Genomic DNA, 18,461 nt, shown 5'->3' on the forward strand with positions numbered 1-18,461 from the left:
GGCCTGCGCCGGGCGCCCGCTCGCTCGAGGCGCTGCGCGCTTAAAGCGCAGGGCCTCAGACTGCTGACAAAGTATTTGAAGATGCCACGATGGTTTCCAGCCGCCTCCGAGAGCGCGCTGGCCGGCAATCGATTGCACCGGGGTTTGCGACATGGATGTCGCAAAAGGCGCGCCCGGACAGGGACGTCCATGCGCGCCGACCCGAGGGTAAGCGATTGATCGGCCAGGGTTTCGCGATCTCGTGGCGGCGCGTCCCCTTTCAGGGGGAGCGCGAGGGGGCCGCCCCTCGCATCTAAGCGAGCAAGAGGCGCGTTAGGACCCAAACGGTTCTCGACTCGCCAGGATCGAAAGCGTCGCTGGGTCAAAAGGGGTTTGTCATTAATCTGAGGCGCTGCGCGCTTAAAGCGCAGGGCCTCTACTGCTGGGCTTCCCGGATCATGTTGCGGGAGATGATCACCTGCTGGATCTGGGTGGTGCCTTCATACAGGCGGAAAAGCCTGACGTCACGGTAGAAACGCTCTACCGCGTAGTCGCTGACGTAGCCCGCGCCACCGTGGATCTGGACGCCGCGATCCGCCACTCGACTGCACATTTCAGTGGCGAACATCTTGGCGCAGGACGCTTCGGTACTGACGCTGAGGCCATCGTCACGCCGGCGGGCCGCATCCAGCACCATGCATCTGGCGGCATAGATTTCGGCCTTGCTGTCTGCCAGCATTGCCTGAATCAGCTGGAAGTCCGAGATCGGGCGGCCGAACTGCTTTCTCTCCATCGCATACCTGAGCGAGTCCTCGAGGACCCTCTCCGCCGCGCCGACCGCAATGGCCGCGATGTGCAAGCGCCCCTTGTCCAGTACCTTCATGGCGGTCTTGAAGCCAACCCCTTCGTTCTCGCCGATCAAAGCGCTGGACGGCACCCGGACGTTGTCGAAAATGACATCGGCGGTATGGGCGCCTTTCTGTCCCATTTTCTTATCGCATTTGCCGATCGTGATGCCCGGTGTGGTGGCCTCGACGATGAACGCACTGATGCCCTTGGCTCCCTTGATCTCGGGATCGGTTCGGGCCATGACGGTGAATATACCGGCATGGGGAGCATTGGTGATGTAGCGTTTGGTGCCGTTGATCAGGTAATGGTCGCCATCTCTAACAGCGGTGGTTCTCAGCGAAGCGGCATCGGAGCCGGAGTCCGGCTCGGTCAGGCAGAAGGAGCTGAGGATCTCGCCGCTGGCCAGCTTCGGCAGATAGGTGGCTTTCTGCTCCTCGGTGCCGTCCAGCAGGATGCCGATCGAGCCGATACCGTTGTTGGTGCCGATGAAAGAACGAAATGCCGGGGAAGTACGTCCCAGCTCGAAGGCGATATTGACCTCCTCTTCCATGGTGACACCGAGACCGCCGAATTCTTCGGGAATGGTGAGGCCGAACAGCCCCATGTCACGCATCTGCGATACGATGTCTTCAGGGATTTCGTCGGTTTCAGCGACCTCTTCCTCTCTGGGAATGAGCGCCTCATTGACGAAACTACGAATTGAATCAAGAAGAATCTGCATCGTTTCTTGATCACGAATCATCTGTCCTTCTCCCTGGCGAATGAGACGATTTTAAAAGATTGGGTGATTCATCGCGTTTCTGTTTCGATGTTATTGACTATCTGGACCAGTCTGGGGCCAATGACGTCTTCGAGTTTCTCGCGTGATACCTGGAACTCGGGACCGCCGCAGTTGAACGAGAGAATGCCGAGCTGCGGATGATGGAATGGAACCGCAGCGGCGTTGACCTTTTTCTGCCATTCGCCGATCGACAGGCAATAGCCGTAGTCCGCGTAGTCTCTGAAAGAGCGCTCCAACGCTTTTCGAATCCCGGGCCACTCGGTGGGGAAGCGCTCCTTGATATGGTCCATCAGCAGCTCGGCCTCTGCACTGGGCATGGCCGCCAGGCACGCACGACCCGCGGCGCTTTGATGAATCGGTAGACGCGTGCCGATCTGGCGGCGCATGGTGGAGCCGGAGGCACTCTGGACGACATCGAGATAGACCATGTCCAGCCGGTCCTGCGCCGACATCGCCACGGTAGCTTCGACCTCATTGGCGAGCGCCACCATCATCGGTTGGGCGATGGCGCGGATCGGGAGGTTGGAGATCATCGCATAGCCGAACGACATCACACCGACGTCGAGCTGGTACTTACCCCGGGGTAGCTGTCGCAGGTAGCCCAATCGAGCCAGTGTGTAGGTGAGGCGACTGATGGTCGGACGCGGCAACCCCGTCTTCCGGGCCAGATCCAGGTTGCTCAGCACGCTGTCACGCGGGGAGAAGCAGCGCAGGAGCTCCAATCCTCGCGCCAGGGCGGTGACGAACTGGCGGTCTTTTTCCTGCTCGTCCGAGGCGTTCATCGGGTCTATCAAGACATTTAAATCGCTCTGAATGTCGGCTTTACCCACCTTGACCACCCTCGGCTGCTCTGACTGGTGTGCGGCTCATCTTGTACTCCTCGAATTCGTAATGTCAATTTAGCAAAACGTATGACCGCATAGCGGACTTTATGTTTTGGCGCTCTACTGCAATGGATGTCCAGCTATTTTGTTATGTAACTATTTGATAATTATAAAATATCATCAATATATACTTCAGTCGCGTTGACAGGGGGGATAGCTCGACCTAGCATTTTTTTGAATTTGTCGAAATTAATGTCCGCATGGCGATCATTGTGGCGCTGTGCATCAGGAGAGTCAAGATGAGCGATCACCGAGATTCGGCCGTGTACCTGGAATCGCTGGAGGGTGGGGTGGCGGTAGTGCGCATCCATCGCCCCGAAGCCAGGAACGCGCTGAATGCAGCCGTGCGGCATCAATTGGCCGAGCAGTTCACGGTGTTACCGCAGCGCCAGGACGTTCGTGCCATCGTGCTGACGGGGGGAGATGACTTCTTCGTCGCCGGTGCCGATGTCAGGGAGTTCGCCTCATCCTCCCCGACGCAGATGTACCAGCGCCACAATGAAAGGCTTTGGGAGCCTGTCGGTCGCTGCCCCAAACCGGTGATCGCGGCGGTCAATGGCTTCGCCCTGGGGGGAGGATGCGAGCTGGCCATGCATTGCGACATGATCGTGGCCGGTGAGTCCGCGCGGTTCGGCCAGCCCGAGGTGAAGCTCGGCCTGATGCCCGGTGCAGGCGGTACCCAGCGTCTAGTTCGGGCGGTGGGCAAATTCCAGGCGATGCGCATGCTGATGACTGGTTGCATGGTCGGCGCGTTCGATGCGCTGCGCATGGGCTTGGTCAGTGAAGTGGTCGCTGATGACCAGACGCTTGCGCGTGCGAAGGCGCTTGCCCACGAGGTGGCGGGGATGCCTGCGCTTGCGCTCGAGCAGATCAAGGAAGTCGTGCTGTCAGGTGCCGACCTGCCGTTGGAGAGTGCGCTGGCGCTCGAGCGTAAAGCCTTCCAGCTGCTTTTCGATACCGCCGACCAGAAAGAAGGTGCCGCTGCGTTTCTGGAAAAACGTAAGCCCAACTACCAGGGAGAGGCGTAATGTCGCGCTCACTGACCCGGATGGGCATCGTTGGTACCGGCGTGATGGGAGCGGGTATCGCGCAAATCGCCGCGCAGGCGGGCCTCGAGGTGTATTTGTTCGACGGTCGTGAGGGCATGGCGAGTGCCGCCCGCGACGGACTCGGCAAGACGCTGGAGAAGCTTGCGAGCAAGGGAAAGATATCCGCCGACTCGGCGCGAGCCGCGCTGTCTCGATTGAAAATCGTCGAGTCGATGGCAGGACTTGCGGATTGCGAGGTGGTGGTCGAGGCGATCATCGAGAACCTGGAGATCAAGCGGGAGCTATTCGCCGCTCTGGAACAGGTCGTCGCCACCGACTGCCTCCTCGCCACCAATACCTCTTCGTTATCCGTGACCTCCATCGCTTCGGGTTTGCGAATTCCCCGCCGAGTGGCCGGTTTTCACTTCTTCAACCCCGTGCCGCTGATGAAGGTCGTGGAGGTCATCGGCGGCATCGATACCGATGCCGCCACCGTCGACGCGCTGCTCGAGCTGGCGCAGCGCCTCGGTCACACCGGGGTGCGGGCCAAGGATACCCCGGGTTTCATCGTCAACCATGCCGGGCGCGCCTACAGCACCGAAGGCCTGAAGATCCTCGAGGAGGGCGTCGCGCGACCCGAGGACATCGACCGTATCCTCAGGGAAGGGGCAGGGTTTCGGATGGGACCGCTGGAGCTCTTCGACCTGACCGGGCTCGATGTGTCGCATCCGGCGATGGAGTCCATTTACGAGCAGTTCTATCACGACCCTCGCTATCGCCCATCCTACATTTCTCGGCAGATGCTGAAAGGGGGGCGGCTCGGGCGCAAGACGGGCACTGGCTTCTATCGGTACGAAGCGGGAAAGAAGGAGGCTTCACCGCCCCAGCCGGTGCCACGGGTCGACGGCCTGCCACCCGTCTGGGTGGGTTGCAGCGACGGCGCCGTGCACCGGGAAGTGGTATCGCTGCTCGATGCGCTGGGCGGCGAAGTGGAAGGTGGCGCGCATCCGAGCAAGGAGGCGCTTTGTCTGTTGATACCCTTCGGTGACGATGCGGTGAGCGCGAGCGTTCGCTTTTCGAGCGATCCGACTCGCACCGTATGTCTCGACGCCTCGATCGATCTCGCCCGCCACCGGACCTTGATGGCGACCCAGGTCACCCGCAGGGACATGCTCGATGCCGCTCACGCGATGATGTCGGCCGATGGCGTTGGCGTCACGGTCATTCGAGACAGCGTTGGTTTCGTCGCCCAGCGAGTGCTCGCAAGCGTGGTCAATCTGGCTTGCGAGATCGCTCAGCGACAGATCGCCAGTCCAGAGGACATCGATAAGGCTGTGCGGCTGGGGTTGAACTATCCCCAGGGCCCGCTGCAGTGGGGCGATGCATTAGGTCCGAAACGAATACTGGCCATTCTGGAGCGCATGGTCGAAGTGACCGGCGATGCCCGTTATCGCCCCAGTGCATGGCTGCGTCGTCGCGCCGTATTAGGCCTCTCTCTCTCGTCCCAAGAACCCTCCGTTTGCTGACATCGTACGGTTTTATCAATGGTTTCAATAATTATCGATAGGTGAGTCGATGGGTGCACTTACTGGTATTCGTGTTCTTGACTTGAGTCGGGTGCTGGCAGGTCCCTGGTGCAGCCAGATCCTCGCCGATCTCGGCGCCGACGTGATCAAGATCGAGCGAGTCGGTGCGGGTGACGATACCCGTGCCTGGGGACCTCCGTATATGAAGTCGCCAAGCGGAGAGGAAACCTCCGAGGCATCTTATTATCAGTCTTCCAATCGAAATAAGCGCTCCGTCGCCGTCGATATCTCTTGCGCTGAAGGCCAAGAGATCGTGCGAGCCCTGGCCGCTGAGAGCGATGTCTTCATCGAAAATTTCAAAGCGGGCTCGTTGAAGAAATATGGGTTGGATTATGAAGCCCTGTCAGAGGTGAATCCCCGGCTGGTCTACTGCTCCATCACCGGCTTCGGCCAAACCGGCCCGCGGGCGCGCGAGCCCGGCTACGACTTCATCGTCCAGGGGACGGGGGGGCTGATGAGCATTACCGGTGAGCGTGACGACCTGCCTGGCGGCGGCCCGCAGAAGGTCGGGGTCGCGGTGGCCGACGTGATGACGGGGCTCTACTCGGTCATCGCCATTCAAGCGGCGCTCCTGGCGCGCGAGAAAATCGGCAAGGGACAGTACTGCGACATGGCGTTGCTGGATGTCCAGGTAGCTGCTTTGGGCAACCAAAGCCAAAACTATCTGAGCACGGGTGTTTCCCCGGGTCGTTACGGGAACGCCCATGCCAACATCGTTCCTTATAACGTATTTCGTGCCGTTGACCAGGACTTCATCATTGCCTGTGGCAATGACCAACAGTTCATCGCGCTATGCAACGCCATCGGCCTGCCTGAGTTTCCGCTGGATCCCCGATTTGCCAAGAACGAGGATCGGGTCAGGAACCGTGCGGAGGTCACCAGAATCCTGAGTGATCACTTCAAGAAGGACAATGCGAAGGTATGGGTGGACAAGATATTCAGCGTTGGCGTCCCCGTGGGGCTGATCAACGATATCGCTGGGGCACTCGCGGAACCCCAAGTGCAAGCGCGCGGTATGGTGGTCGATATCCCTCATTCCCTGAATCCTGATTTCAAGATGGTCGGCAGTCCGATCAAACTTTCAGCCACCCCGGTGGAATATACCAGGCCTGCTCCTTTGCTGGGTGAAGATACGGACGTCGTTCTCAGTGAATATATAGGCATTACCTCGGAACGACTTTCCATCCTGAAAAGCAGGCGGGTCATCGGTTAGGTATCGAAGACATGTCTTCGACGATTTCGAAGCTCAAGTTCTGGAGGAGTCAGGTATGAAAGTACTCGTCGCGATCAAACGCGTCATCGACTACAACGTCAAGATTCGGGTCAAGTCGGACCACTCCGACGTCGACCTGACCAATGTCAAGATGGCGATGAATCCCTTCTGCGAGATCGCCGTGGAAGAGGCGGTGCGTTTGAAGGAGAAGGGGGTGGCCACCGAGGTGGTCGTGGTGACCATCGGGCCGAAGGCCGCCCAGGAGCAATTACGCACCGCACTGGCACTAGGTGCCGATCGCGCCATCCATGTCGAGACCGACCTGCGCGTCGAGTCGCTGGGCGCCGCCAGGGCGTTGGCCAAGATAGTGGAGGAGCAGCAGCCGGGGCTGGTGATCCTTGGCAAGCAGGCGATCGATACCGACAACAACCAGACCGGGCAGATGCTCGCTGCGCTGACCGGGCTGCCCCAGGGTACGTTCGCCTCCGAAGTGGCGGTGGAGGATGGAAGGCTGCGTGTGACCCGTGAGATCGACGGCGGCCTGGAGACCCTGGAGCTGACCCTGCCGGCGATCGTCACCACCGACCTGCGCTTGAACGAGCCGCGCTACGCGAAGCTCCCCGACATCATGAAGGCCAAGAAGAAGCCGCTGGAGGTCAGGACGCCTGCCGATCTCGGTGTCGAGCTGGCGAGCAGGATCAAGCTGCTCAAGGTCGAGCCGCCGGCCGAGCGTCAAGCAGGCATCAAGGTGGGGTCGGTCGACGAGCTGATCGACAAGCTGAAGAACGAAGCGAAGGTGATCTCATGAGCATTCTGGTTCTGGCCGAACATCATAACGGCGTCCTGGCCGACGCCACCGCCCACGTCGTCGCCGCGGCTCGACAGATCGGCGGTGAGCTCCACGTGCTGGTGGTCGGCGAGGGCGTCGCCGCCATCGCCGAGGCCGCGAGCAAGCTCGACGGGGTGGGCAGGGTACTGGTGGCCGATCACGCCAACTATGCCCACCTGCTGGCGGAGCCGACCGCTGCGCTGATGGCGCAGCTCGCCGACGACTATGGCCATGTGCTGGCGGCCGCCTCCACCACCGGCAAGAACGTGTTGCCGCGGCTGGCCGCGCTCAAGGGCGTCGGCCAGATCTCCGAGATCATCGCCGTGCAGGGTGTCGATACCTTCAAACGGCCGATCTACGCCGGCAATGCCATCGCTACCGTGCAGAGCGAGGACACCCTCAAGGTGATCACCGTGCGTGCCACTGCCTTCGACGCCGTGGCTGCAACGCAAAGTGACGACGGTGCGGCCATCGAGGCGATCGATTTCGTGGCGGACAACGATCAGTCCACTTTCATCGAGGAGCAGCTGGCCGAGAGCGATCGACCCGAACTGGGCTCGGCCAAGGTGGTGATTTCCGGCGGACGCGGCATGGGCAGCCGCGAGAACTTCCAGCTGCTCGAGCGTATCGCCGACAAGCTCGGCGCCGCCATCGGTGCCTCTCGGGCCGCGGTGGATGCCGGCTTCGCGCCCAACGACATGCAGGTGGGCCAGACCGGCAAGATCGTCGCCCCGGAGCTCTACATCGCCGTGGGCATCAGCGGTGCCATCCAGCACCTGGCCGGGATGAAGGACGCCAAGGTGATCGTGGCGATCAACAAAGACGAGGACGCACCGATTTTCCAGGTGGCGGACTATGGCCTGGTCGCTGATCTGTTCGAGGCCTTGCCCGCGCTGGAACGGCAACTCTAACTCCCGGCTGATGAAGGAGCTTGCGGTGGAGCAGGTAGAACGCGACGCAATGGAGTTCGATGTGATGATCGTCGGCGCCGGGCCTGCTGGCCTCTCGGCGGCCTGCCGACTGATGCAGCAGGCCGGCGAGGCGGGGCGAGAGCTGACGGTCTGCATGGTGGAGAAAGGCTCCGAGGTGGGCGCCCATATCCTCTCGGGGGCGATCTTCGAACCTCGTGCCTTGCAGGAGCTGTTCCCCGACTGGCAGGAGCGCGGCGCACCGCTCACCACCCCGGCCGTTCGCGACGAGGTCTATCTGCTCAAGGACGACACCAAGGCCTGGAAGCTGCCCAATGCCCTGGTGCCGCCGAGCATGCACAACACCGGTGGTGAGATCACCCGCTACGTGATCAGCGCCGGCAACCTGTGTCGCTGGCTGGCGGAGCAGGCCGAAGGACTCGGGGTGGAGATATTCCCCGGTTTCGCCGCCCAGGAGGTGATCGTCGAGGACGGCGCGGTACGCGGCATCGTCATCGGCGACATGGGCGTGGCTGCGGATGGCACCCCGCAGGATGGCTATACGCCGGGCATGGAGCTGCGCGCCAAGTACACTCTTTTCGCCGAGGGTTCGCGTGGCCACCTGGGCAAGCGGTTGATCGAACGCTTCGAGCTCGATGAGGGCCGCGATCCCCAGCACTATGGCATCGGCTTGAAGGAGCTTTGGGACATTCCTGCCGAAAAGCACCAGCCCGGCTTGATCCTCCATGGCTCCGGCTGGCCCCTGGACAAGCAGGCCCAGGGCGGGTGGTTCCTCTATCACGCCGAGAACCGGCAGGCCGTGGTTGGCTTGATCGTGGATCTCTCCTACCGCAATCCCTGGCTGTCGCCTTTCGATGAGTTCCAGCGGCTGAAGCATCATCCGGTGCTCAAGCACCATCTCGAGGGCGGCGAGCGGGTCGCCTACGGCGCCCGGGCGATCACCAAGGGCGGGCTGAACTGCCTGCCGAAGATGACCTTTCCCGGCGGCCTGCTGATCGGCTGCGACGCCGGCACGCTGAACTTCGCCAAGATCAAGGGGCTGCACACCGCGATGAAGTCGGGCCTGGTGGCGGGGGAGACGGTCTTCGAGGCGATCATGTCGGGTGATGAGGGCGGCCAGGAGCTGAGCGCCTTCACCGCGAAGTGGGAGCGAAGCTGGGCCCATGCCGAGCTCGAGGCTAGCGCCAGCTTCGGCTCGGCCATCCATCGGTACGGTACCGTGCTGGGCGGCGCCTACAACTTCACCAACCAGCTGCTCGGTGGGCGTCTGCCCAATCTCCACGACACCACTGCGGATCATGCTTCGCTCGAGCCTGCCGCCGAGTGCGAGCAGATCGTCTATCCCAAGCCCGACGGCAAGCTCTCCTTCGACAAGCTCTCCTCGGTGTTCCTGTCCAACACCAACCACGAGGAGAACCAGCCTTGCCACCTGAGGCTGACCGACCCTGAACTGCCGATCCGCGAGAACCTGCCCAGGTACGCCGAACCCGCCCAGCGCTACTGCCCGGCGGGGGTCTACGAAGTGGTTGAGGACGACCATGGCAAGCCGCGATTCCAGATCAACTTCCAGAACTGCGTGCACTGCAAGACCTGCGACATCAAGGACCCGGCCCAGAACATCACCTGGATAGCGCCGGAGGGCGGCGGTGGCCCGAACTATCCGAACATGTGAAAAGCCTCCTCACTTCCATAGGACGAAATCATGAGCGACGTTTATCTCTGCCATCCACGGCGCACTGCCATCGGCCGCTTCGGGGGATCCCTGTCCAGCGTGCGTCCCGACGATATGGCGGCTTCGATCATCAAGGCGGTGCTGGCCGAGGCGCCAGCGCTGGATCCGGCGGCGATAGAAGAGGTGTTCATGGGCTGCGCCAACCAGGCCGGTGAGGACAACCGCAACGTGGCGCGAATGTCCGCGCTGTTGGCCGGGCTGCCGACTTCGGTGCCCGGCACTACCTTGAACCGCCTGTGCGGCTCAGGCATGGACGCGGTAGGCACCGCCTACCGCGCGATCAAGAGCGGCGAGATGGGGCTGGCCCTGGCTGGCGGCGTGGAGTCCATGTCGCGTGCGCCCTATGTGTTGGGCAAGGCCGACAGCGCCTTCGCCCGCGGCCAGCAGATCGAGGACACCACCATCGGCTGGCGTTTCATCAACCCTCGGATGAAGAAGAGCCACGGCGTCGACTCCATGCCGGAGACCGCCGAGAACGTCGCCGAGCAGTTTCGGATATCCAGGGAGGACCAGGACGCCTTCGCCCTGCGCTCCCAGCAAAAGGCGGCGGCTGCGCGCAAGAGCGGGCGCTTTGCCGAGGAGATCACCGCCATCGAGATCCCGCGGCGCAAGCAGGAGCCGTTGATCTTCGATACCGACGAGCACCCGCGCGAGACCAGCCTCGAGATGCTCCAAGGCCTCAGGGCACCTTTCCGCGAAGGCGGCAGCGTCACCGCCGGCAACGCATCCGGGGCCAATGACGGCGCCGCCGCCATGCTGGTGGCGAACCAGGAGATGGTGACCAGGTACGGCCTCGAGCCCATGGCGCGGATCCTCGGCATGGCCACCGCCGGCGTCGAGCCGCGCATCATGGGCTATGGCCCGGTGCCCGCAGTCAATCGATTGCTCGCGCGTACCGGAGTTTCTCTCAATGAGATCGACCTGATCGAGCTCAACGAGGCCTTCGCCGCCCAGGCGCTGGCCTGTATGCGCGACCTGGGCCTCGCGGACGACGACCCGCGGGTCAATCCCAACGGCGGCGCTATCGCCCTGGGCCATCCATTGGGTATGTCCGGCGCCCGTTTGCTGCTGACCGCCGCCCATGAACTTCGGCTGCACGGCAAACGCTATGCGCTTTGCACCATGTGCGTAGGCGTTGGCCAGGGGATCGCGAGCTTGATCGAGCGGGTCTGACTCGGAGTTTGGTTCGATGCCCGAGTGCTTGACCGGAGCAGGGGCGATGATGAGCAGCGTACGCCGGCAGTTCGTCATCGCTTCGTCCGTGGGTTGAAAGAAATGCTCGATCCCGCTGGCTGCGCGTAAGGCGTCTGAATAATAGGGGGCTATTTCCTCTGAACAATAATATATAAGACTAAAGACCTATGAAGAATTCATCGTTTTTCGGCAATGGCTGACTCATAGACATAAGTCTAGAGAAGTAGGCTGGTTCAATCCAAAGGTGAATATCTTCAATATCGAAGTACGGGCAGCCATCACTATTCATCCTAGAAAATCATCTTATTTGATCGTCCTCGAGGACGGCGGCTTGATAGATCATTTCATTCGTACGCTGGCCCGTGCAGAAAAAAGGTCAGGAGGGATCGACTCGCCTTTGGAAAATGGGAAAAGGCGATCTCGGTTCATGGAGATACCCTCCAGTGACAATGAATTTCATGAAATTTCATATGGACCGATATTGTGAAGGAGGTGTGACGTGAGTGATGAGAAGCATGTTGATGCAATTGTCGTCGGAGCCGGGTTCAGCGGTCTGTACATGCTCAAGAAACTGCGTGACGAGCTGGGGCTCGATGTCGTGCTGTTCGACAAGGCCGGCGATGTGGGAGGCACTTGGTACTGGAATCGCTATCCTGGCGCACTGTCGGATACCGAAGCCTATTTGTATGTCTATTCTTGGGACAAGGCACTTCTTCAAGAACATCCCATCACCCATCACTATGCGAACCAACCGACGATCATCGGCTATTTGAAAAACGTCGCCGATCGACATGATCTGAGAAGAAGCATCGTATTCAATACGGGTATTTCGTCGGCCATCTATGATGAAGAAAGTGGCCTCTGGCACATTACGACGGACAAACACGATGAGTATACCTGCCGCCATTTCGTCACGGCACTGGGGCTGCTGTCCGCTTCCAACATTCCCAATATAGCAGGGCGGGAGACCTTCAAAGGGAAAAGCTATCATTCCGCACAGTGGCCTGACGGCGTCAGCCTCGAAGGTAAAAAAGTGGGGGTTATCGGCACTGGTTCGACCGGCACCCAGATCATTACCGCCATTGCGCCGGTGGTCGGCGCGTTGACCGTGTTCCAGCGTAGTGCGCAATACACGGTTCCCGCAGGTAATGGTCCCGTTACGGAAGAGTACGAAAAGAGAATCAAGAAAAACTATGATGAAATATGGGAAGGCGTTTGGAATTCAAGCCTGGGCTTTGGACTGAATGAGACCTCTCGATCGATACATGATGTGTCCGATGAAGAACGTGATGCCATCTTTCAACAGGCATGGGCGAAAGGTGGCGGCTTCCGCTTCATGTTCGAGACCTTCGGTGATATTGCAACCGATGAAGTCGCGAATAAATATGCGCAAGACTTCATTCGTCGAAAAATCAGAGAAATCGTCAAGGATCCGGTAACGGCTGAAAAACTGTGTCCGAAGGATTTGTATGCCAAGCGTCCGATATGCGATAGCGGTTATTATTCAGTATATAATCAAGATAATGTGAATCTCGTCGACGTCAAGGCGAATCCGATCAAGAGGATCACCCCGAACGGGATTCTGACCGAAGATGGCGTCGAGCATGCGCTGGATGTGATCATCTTTGCCACCGGTTTTGATGCCGTGGATGGTAACTATACGAAATTCGAGGTTCGCGGGCGCGGCGGGAAGGAACTGAAAGAGCACTGGAAAGAAGGTCCTTCCAGCTATCTGGGGATGTTCAATAACGGATATCCCAATATGTACATGGTGCTTGGCCCTAACGGACCTTTCTCCAACCTGCCGCCCGCCATCGAGCTCGAGGTCAGGTTCATCAGCGATCTGATCAAGCATGCCGAAGAGAAAGGGTTCTCCACGGTGGAGGCGACCGACGAGGCGGTCTCGACGTGGTCCGCTGCCTGCGACGAGATCGCGCACATGACGCTTTTCCCCAAAGCGGAGTCATGGATATTCGGCGCCAACATTCCGGGTAAGAAGAATCAGGTATATTTTTACATGGGAGGCATCAAGGCTTTCAAAGAGGCGCTGGAGCGAACCAAGCTCAATGGTTATGAAGGGTTGATGCTGACCTATGCGAACGTAGAAAAAGCCGGGACCGCATAACTATATCCTATCGACGTCGTGGATCGGTCGGGACTGAAGTCCACATTCGGATGATCGTTCATCAAAGGAGTTCGGTATGTATGCGGATCTTGGTTTGTTCATCAATGGAAGGCTCATCGACATTGAAGGTGGGGACAGGTCACCGGTCCATAACCCCGCCAATGATGAGGTCATCGGGAGCTTTCCCAACGCCACAGTGAGCGATCTCGATGATGCTTTGGCGTCTGCCGAACGGGCTTTCTCCACCTGGAAGAACAGCTCGCCTCTGGATCGCAATGCCGTACTCCACCAGGTGGCAAGGAAAATCAGGGAAGGCTACGAACCCATCGCCAGAAAGCTGACCCTGGAGCAGGGCAAGCCTTATACAGAGGCCGTAGCGGAGGTGCTGTCGTGTGCCGAGCATGCCGATTGGCATGCAGAGGAGTGCAGAAGGATCTATGGTCGCGTCATCCCCGCGCGAGATGTATCCGTACAGCAAATAGTCATTCGTGAGCCGGTCGGCGTATGTGTGGCTTTTTCGCCTTGGAACTTTCCCTTCAGCCAGGCATTCAGGAAAGTCGTGGCGGCGATCGGTGCGGGATGCACCTTGATACTGAAAGGCTCCAGCGATACACCCGCCTCGGTGCTGGAGATAGCGAAGCTGTTTCATGATGCAGGATTACCGAATGGCGTCTTGAATGTCGTCTCTGGTGATTCATCGATGATTTCTGAATACCTGATCGCCTCACCAATAGTAAAAAAAATCTCCTTTACAGGATCGACGCCTATCGGTAAGCGACTGGCCTCCCTGGCTGGTGCTCATATGAAGAAGTGTTCCATGGAACTGGGTGGGCATGCGCCCGTCATCGTATGCGATGACGCCGATATCGATAATGCGGTAAAGCTATTGGTCCCTTTCAAATTCAGGAATGCCGGGCAGGTGTGCATATCCCCGTCGAGATTCTATGTCCAAGCCAATGTTTATGAGCAGTTCTTGGACAAGTTTGCCAAGCTTGCCAGCGGGATCAAAGTGGGGCCGGGATTGGAGACGAGTTCCACGATAGGGCCTTTGGTTCATGCCAGACGAGTTCAGGAGATGGAAGAATTCGTAGACGACGCGAGGCGCTTTGGCGCGAGAATCGCCTTAGGGGGAACGAGACGAGGCTCCTCGGGAAATTACTTCGATCCGACGGTCATCGCTGATGTTCCCGAACACGCCAAACTGATGACCAATGAACCTTTCGGCCCTGTCGCAGGCATCGCGCCATTTCAGCGTGTCGAGGATGCCGTCGCGTCGGCCAATAGCTTGCCGTATGGGCTGGCCTCCTATGCCTTCACGACATCGATAGAAAACTCGCATTTTATCTCGAGGTCATTGGAAGCAGGCATGGTATCGATCAACCATATCGGCTTAGCGCTGGCGGAAACGCCATTCGGCGGAGTGAAAGACAGCGGCTACGGGCGTGAGGGGGGGGCCGAAACTTTCGATGGTTATTTGACGAGCAAATTCATCACCCAAAAATAGTCATCTTGTTCTCGACACCAATGCTTTTCGAATGGGGAGTACCAGAGTATGCGCCTTGAAGGGAAAGTGGCATTGGTTACGGGTGCCGGCAGAGGGATAGGCGAAGGCATCGCGACGGCGCTGGCCCAGGCGGGGGCGTCAGTCGCGGTTGCCGACATCGATATCGCCATTTCCCAACAGACCTCGGACCGGTTGAAGAATAGCGGCTGGGACAGCCTGGCGCTCCAGGTCGATGTGACCGACAAGAACTCGGTTTCGAAGATGATAGCGGATGTCGAGCAGCATTACGGAAAGGTCGATATCGCAGTCAATAACGCCGGTATCGTCAGCCTGTATCCGATCGGTGATCTTGCGCCCGAGGAGTGGGATAAAGTCCTCGCGGTCAATGCGAAAGGGGTTTTTCTCTGCACCCAGGCGGAGATCACTTCGATGAGAAAGCAGGGACATGGGCGGATCATCAATATATCTTCGATTGCTGGGAAAAGCGGTTTCCCTGAACTCTCTCATTATTCGGCATCGAAGTTCGCTGTCATCGGCTTTACCAATGCCGTTGCCAAGGAGGTGGCGACAGAGGGAATTACAGTGAATGCACTTTGCCCCGGGATCGTGGGGACGGGAATGTGGCGCGGAGAAGCGGGTCTTTCCGCAAGATGGGCCTTGGAGGGTGAAACTGAAGAAGCGTCTTGGGAACGCCACCAGAAAACCTTTCTCCCGCAGGGGGTTGCACAGACCCCGGAAGACATGGGGCAACTTGCGGTGTACTTGGCCAGTGCGCCGCATGTGACCGGTCAAGCCATTGCGGTAGATGGTGGTTTTTCAATTTAAGTGATCCATTTCAATAGTCTATATTCATATGAAATGAATGGAGAGGGGATTCATCGCCTGTCTGGGCCACGAGTTGGCCCGGACGCATTGTACTATAGTTTATTTGAAGAGATATGCGGTTTGTTGTATAAGTGTCTATTAGTCTTATCCAACAGTTTTTCTTATATGGTAGGGCGAGAGGTTCTTACATGAACGCTACTCTCTTGACACCCGACAAAATGTTGGATGTCATTCCTGGTAAGGTGACTTGTCCCGGCACCGTCGGTGGCGGTCGTCATCTGCCTGTTTCGTTCAGAGGGTATCAGTTCGACAAAACCGAAGTCATTATCCCGAGTCTGCGCGATTATAAATTGGTCAGATGGAAGAAAGGTTCTCAAAATTTGGGATTCTTTGAGAATGGTCGCTGGAAGAAGTCTTCGTCCGCTGATGGGAATATCACTCTGCTCTCCAGAGGAAGCGACTCGAGTTGGTATTGGATGAATGATATCGAGGTGACCCATATTTATATATCCCATGACCTGATCAATAAAATAGCCAATGAAACGTTTGATCGGGACGTGGATGATCTTTCCATCAATCACCATCCCTTGGTCAATGATGAGATACTGTCCAGGTTGATGTCGACGTATGAGGATGAGTGTTTAAGCACCGCCGCCGGGAGTAGCATCTATCTTCAAACCCTCGAAGTGCAAATGTGCATACATTTGATAAGAAATTACGCACAGTGCTCGCTGAAGGACGTTTTTCGCACGTCAAAACTTTCCGACAGCAAGAAGAAACTGTTGGAAGAGTATATCGAAGAGAACCTGTCTACAGCGCTGTCGGTTCAAGCGCTTGCAGATGTGGCGGGGCTCAGCCAGTCGCATTTCGTCCGCGTATTTGCATCGGACTATGGGTGTTCCCCGCACCATTATGTGCAAGCGCGACGTCTTCATCGCGCGAAACAATTGCTGTCCTCTTCTTCATCCTTGCCTATCAAGGCCATCGCGCTCGAATGTGGTTTTTCCGATCAAAGTCATATGACCAGGGTGATCAAGAGCAAACTGTCCTTGACGCCCAAGCAATATAGAGACCAGTGCTTCAGCAAGATGACGAGGTGAATCAAATCAATCGCTTTCGCTCATCGTCCGTCCCAGCTACCGCGTTGAATTGATCCTCATCCTGCATTTCCCAGCAGCCATCCCGGGTATTCGATCGGCAATTGGCTTGCGGCGTCGAGCGCCGACACGTTTTCATCGTCCAGTACGACCGCGGCGGCCTGAACGTTCTCAAGCAGCTGCTCGACTCGTTTCGCACCGATGATGACCGTGGATACGACCGGCTGTTTCAACAACTATCGTCGCCTGTTCAGCCTGGCGCCGAGCGACGATGCCGCGGCGCTATGCTCGACTCTCGAGCGAGGACCCGCTCTGGCGCATCGGGCATGCCGGTCCATCGCCGATGGGATGGCCCCTCCAGGTTGGTGCGAGGGGCCGGTTCCGCTAGGCGGTCACCTTGAGGATGTGCAGCCCGTCCTGGCTGTTGGTCATGTACACGATGCCGCGGCGGTCGACGATGATGTCTTCGGCGCACATCGTCAGCGGCCCCTTGAAGCCGCCGTACTTCTGCCAGTTGAACTGCTTGGGATCGGGCGGGCAGTACGCGGCGATTTCGCGCGGGCTGTAGGGTTCGCTGAAGTCGAAGCAGCGAAAGCCCGCGGTGAAGTAGGCGCAGTAGATGCGGCTGTTGCCTTGGTCCAGCACGGGTAGCCCGGAGGGCTGGTGGATGTTGTGGTTGCCGAACGGGTAGTGCGCTCCGTTCAGGGTCGAGTAGTCGGTGCCCCAGATCGATCCCGGCGGCGGCACCGGCTTGGGCAGGGTCGAGACGAGTACCGGGTTGGCCGGGTCCTGGATCGAGACGACGCCGACCATGTTCATCGGCTGCTGCTTGCCCTTCAGGCCGACGATCTCCTCGGTGCTGTCGGGATCGAGGGAAAAGGGCCGCTCGCCCTCGGTGGTGACGACCACGAGCTCACGGTCGAGGTAGGGCACGGTGGTATGCATGCTGGCGCCGCCGGAACCGCCTCCGAACGGCGGGTGGGTACGCAGGGTGCCGATGTGCTTGGGGTTGGCGACGTTGGAGATGTCGAGGATGACCAGGCCTATGCCCCAGTAGGCCAGGTAGGCACGATCGCCCTCGATGTAGGGCATGTGCAGCTCGACGTGCCGGGAAGCGTCCACGGCCTGCTCGGGGTGAGCCCACTGGCCGGCGACGCGCGGGTTGGCCGGGTCGCTGATGTCGAGTATCTGGTAGATGAATCCGTCGTAGCCCTCGGCGCCCGCCGCCAGATGGACGTAGCGTCCGCCGTTGTAGAAGTTGCGGTGGGTGCCCTTGGGCGTGCCGGTATGCCAGCGCGCGAGCAGCTTCGGGTCTTCCGGATCGCGCATGTTCCAGACCAGCAGCCCCTCGTCGTACTGCGTGCCCGCCGGCTGCGGACCGAAGAACTGCTCGAACTGGCGCGTCTGCATGTTGCTGATGCCGATGCCGTCGGCGATCTGCAGCTTGACCGAGGAAATGCCAGTCTTGCCGCTGGGCTCGGGCACGAACCTGACGAAACGCGGACGGGAGGGATCGGTGACCTCCAGGATCGACATGCCGACCTTGGCCCAGTGCATGCAGTACAGGTACATGCGGCCTCCGACCTCCTGCATCGACATTTGGTAGCCGGCGCAGCCTGGACCGCCAAGGTCGTGGTAGGCGAGCAATTCGACGTTGCGGGTCATCGCGCCCAGGGCATCTTTCTTCCACTCGCCGCCTGCCGCACCGGCTGGCGCGGCGCTGCCGCCGGCTGCGGCAGCACGTGGCGACAGGCCCTGTGCCGTCACCATGCCGGCGGCCGCGATCGTGCCGGCCGTTCCCAATAGGACCTGCCTTCTGCTCAACATCGCGTACTCCATCGATATGTCCGGTGATCGGGTCATGCTTGATGCTGTCGCGGCCGAGCGGGCAGTGCCCGCACCCCTT

At 59.2% G+C, this 18,461-nt stretch carries 15 protein-coding genes; 11 read left to right on the forward strand and 4 right to left on the reverse strand.

The features are described 5' to 3' along the window. Positions 1-415: 415 nt before the first annotated feature. Entirely contained in the window at positions 416-1,570 is a 1,155-nt protein-coding gene (locus Q376_RS0103160; protein WP_027349077.1) for an acyl-CoA dehydrogenase family protein, read from the reverse strand. A 47-nt stretch (positions 1,571-1,617) separates the two neighbouring features. Then, a complete protein-coding gene (locus Q376_RS0103165) occupies positions 1,618-2,439 on the reverse strand; it encodes an IclR family transcriptional regulator (protein WP_211266593.1) in 822 nt (273 codons plus the stop codon). 293 nt (positions 2,440-2,732) lie between these two features. Between Q376_RS0103165 and Q376_RS0103170 the strand changes: the two genes are divergently transcribed. The 11 genes from Q376_RS0103170 (at position 2,733) to Q376_RS0103220 (ending at position 16,558) form a co-directional block, all read left to right on the forward strand. Continuing rightward, complete coding sequence (locus Q376_RS0103170; protein WP_027349079.1) at positions 2,733-3,521, forward strand: enoyl-CoA hydratase; 789 nt, start codon at positions 2,733-2,735, stop codon at positions 3,519-3,521. Then, complete coding sequence (locus tag Q376_RS0103175; protein WP_027349080.1) at positions 3,521-5,047, forward strand: 3-hydroxyacyl-CoA dehydrogenase; 1,527 nt, start codon at positions 3,521-3,523, stop codon at positions 5,045-5,047. Before Q376_RS0103170 ends, Q376_RS0103175 begins: the two co-directional genes overlap by 1 nt. 49 nt (positions 5,048-5,096) lie before the next feature. Then, the gene (locus tag Q376_RS0103180; RefSeq protein WP_027349081.1) at positions 5,097-6,320 is read left to right on the forward strand and encodes a CaiB/BaiF CoA transferase family protein; all 1,224 of its coding nucleotides are present in this window, start codon (positions 5,097-5,099) and stop codon (positions 6,318-6,320) included. Between the two features lie 55 nt (positions 6,321-6,375). Then, a complete protein-coding gene (locus tag Q376_RS0103185) occupies positions 6,376-7,128 on the forward strand; it encodes an electron transfer flavoprotein subunit beta/FixA family protein (protein WP_027349082.1) in 753 nt (250 codons plus the stop codon). Next, positions 7,125-8,060 (forward strand): electron transfer flavoprotein subunit alpha/FixB family protein, encoded by a 936-nt coding sequence (locus tag Q376_RS0103190; RefSeq protein WP_027349083.1) that lies wholly within the window; start codon positions 7,125-7,127, stop codon positions 8,058-8,060. Before Q376_RS0103185 ends, Q376_RS0103190 begins: the two co-directional genes overlap by 4 nt. Positions 8,061-8,085: 25 nt before the next feature. Next, positions 8,086-9,750: an electron transfer flavoprotein-ubiquinone oxidoreductase gene (locus Q376_RS0103195; RefSeq protein ID WP_027349084.1), complete on the forward strand. Its 1,665-nt coding sequence runs from the start codon at positions 8,086-8,088 to the stop codon at positions 9,748-9,750. A 30-nt stretch (positions 9,751-9,780) separates the two neighbouring features. Further along, the gene (gene pcaF / locus Q376_RS0103200) at positions 9,781-10,983 is read left to right on the forward strand and encodes a 3-oxoadipyl-CoA thiolase (RefSeq protein ID WP_027349085.1); all 1,203 of its coding nucleotides are present in this window, start codon (positions 9,781-9,783) and stop codon (positions 10,981-10,983) included. Between the two features lie 520 nt (positions 10,984-11,503). Then, the gene (locus Q376_RS0103205; protein ID WP_027349086.1) at positions 11,504-13,129 is read left to right on the forward strand and encodes a flavin-containing monooxygenase; all 1,626 of its coding nucleotides are present in this window, start codon (positions 11,504-11,506) and stop codon (positions 13,127-13,129) included. 76 nt (positions 13,130-13,205) lie between these two features. Then, positions 13,206-14,633 (forward strand): NAD-dependent succinate-semialdehyde dehydrogenase, encoded by a 1,428-nt coding sequence (locus tag Q376_RS0103210; protein ID WP_027349087.1) that lies wholly within the window; start codon positions 13,206-13,208, stop codon positions 14,631-14,633. Positions 14,634-14,681: 48 nt separating this feature from the next. Then, positions 14,682-15,458 (forward strand): SDR family NAD(P)-dependent oxidoreductase, encoded by a 777-nt coding sequence (locus Q376_RS0103215; RefSeq protein ID WP_027349088.1) that lies wholly within the window; start codon positions 14,682-14,684, stop codon positions 15,456-15,458. A 188-nt stretch (positions 15,459-15,646) separates the two neighbouring features. After that, complete coding sequence (locus Q376_RS0103220; protein ID WP_027349089.1) at positions 15,647-16,558, forward strand: helix-turn-helix domain-containing protein; 912 nt, start codon at positions 15,647-15,649, stop codon at positions 16,556-16,558. A gap of 56 nt (positions 16,559-16,614) precedes the next feature. On the opposite strand, the gene Q376_RS24640 is transcribed toward Q376_RS0103220, so the two are convergent. Continuing rightward, positions 16,615-16,788, reverse strand: a complete 174-nt coding sequence (locus Q376_RS24640) for an aldo/keto reductase (protein WP_211266594.1) — start codon at positions 16,786-16,788, stop codon at positions 16,615-16,617. Positions 16,789-16,939: 151 nt separating this feature from the next. Beyond that, positions 16,940-18,382 carry an LVIVD repeat-containing protein gene (locus Q376_RS0103230; protein WP_043446008.1) on the reverse strand — a complete coding sequence of 481 codons (1,443 nt, stop codon included), beginning with the start codon at positions 18,380-18,382 and terminating at the stop codon, positions 16,940-16,942. Positions 18,383-18,461: the final 79 nt, after the last annotated feature.

The organism is Halotalea alkalilenta DSM 17697, assembly GCF_000621205.1.
Lineage (GTDB): Bacteria > Pseudomonadota > Gammaproteobacteria > Pseudomonadales > Halomonadaceae > Halotalea > Halotalea alkalilenta.

Excerpts from the sequence above, each read along its gene's own strand:
- Q376_RS0103220 (WP_027349089.1), top strand. The coding sequence starts at position 15,647 with ATGAACGCTACTCTCTTGACACCCGACAAAATGTTGGATGTCATTCCT.
- Q376_RS0103210 (WP_027349087.1), top strand. The coding sequence starts at position 13,206 with ATGTATGCGGATCTTGGTTTGTTCATCAATGGAAGGCTCATCGACATT.
- Q376_RS0103160 (WP_027349077.1), bottom strand. The coding sequence starts at position 1,570 with ATGATTCGTGATCAAGAAACGATGCAGATTCTTCTTGATTCAATTCGT.
- Q376_RS0103215 (WP_027349088.1), top strand. The coding sequence starts at position 14,682 with ATGCGCCTTGAAGGGAAAGTGGCATTGGTTACGGGTGCCGGCAGAGGG.
- Q376_RS0103180 (WP_027349081.1), top strand. The coding sequence starts at position 5,097 with ATGGGTGCACTTACTGGTATTCGTGTTCTTGACTTGAGTCGGGTGCTG.
- pcaF (WP_027349085.1), top strand. The coding sequence starts at position 9,781 with ATGAGCGACGTTTATCTCTGCCATCCACGGCGCACTGCCATCGGCCGC.
- Q376_RS0103170 (WP_027349079.1), top strand. The coding sequence starts at position 2,733 with ATGAGCGATCACCGAGATTCGGCCGTGTACCTGGAATCGCTGGAGGGT.
- Q376_RS0103185 (WP_027349082.1), top strand. The coding sequence starts at position 6,376 with ATGAAAGTACTCGTCGCGATCAAACGCGTCATCGACTACAACGTCAAG.
- Q376_RS0103175 (WP_027349080.1), top strand. The coding sequence starts at position 3,521 with ATGTCGCGCTCACTGACCCGGATGGGCATCGTTGGTACCGGCGTGATG.
- Q376_RS0103230 (WP_043446008.1), bottom strand. The coding sequence starts at position 18,382 with ATGTTGAGCAGAAGGCAGGTCCTATTGGGAACGGCCGGCACGATCGCG.
- Q376_RS0103190 (WP_027349083.1), top strand. The coding sequence starts at position 7,125 with ATGAGCATTCTGGTTCTGGCCGAACATCATAACGGCGTCCTGGCCGAC.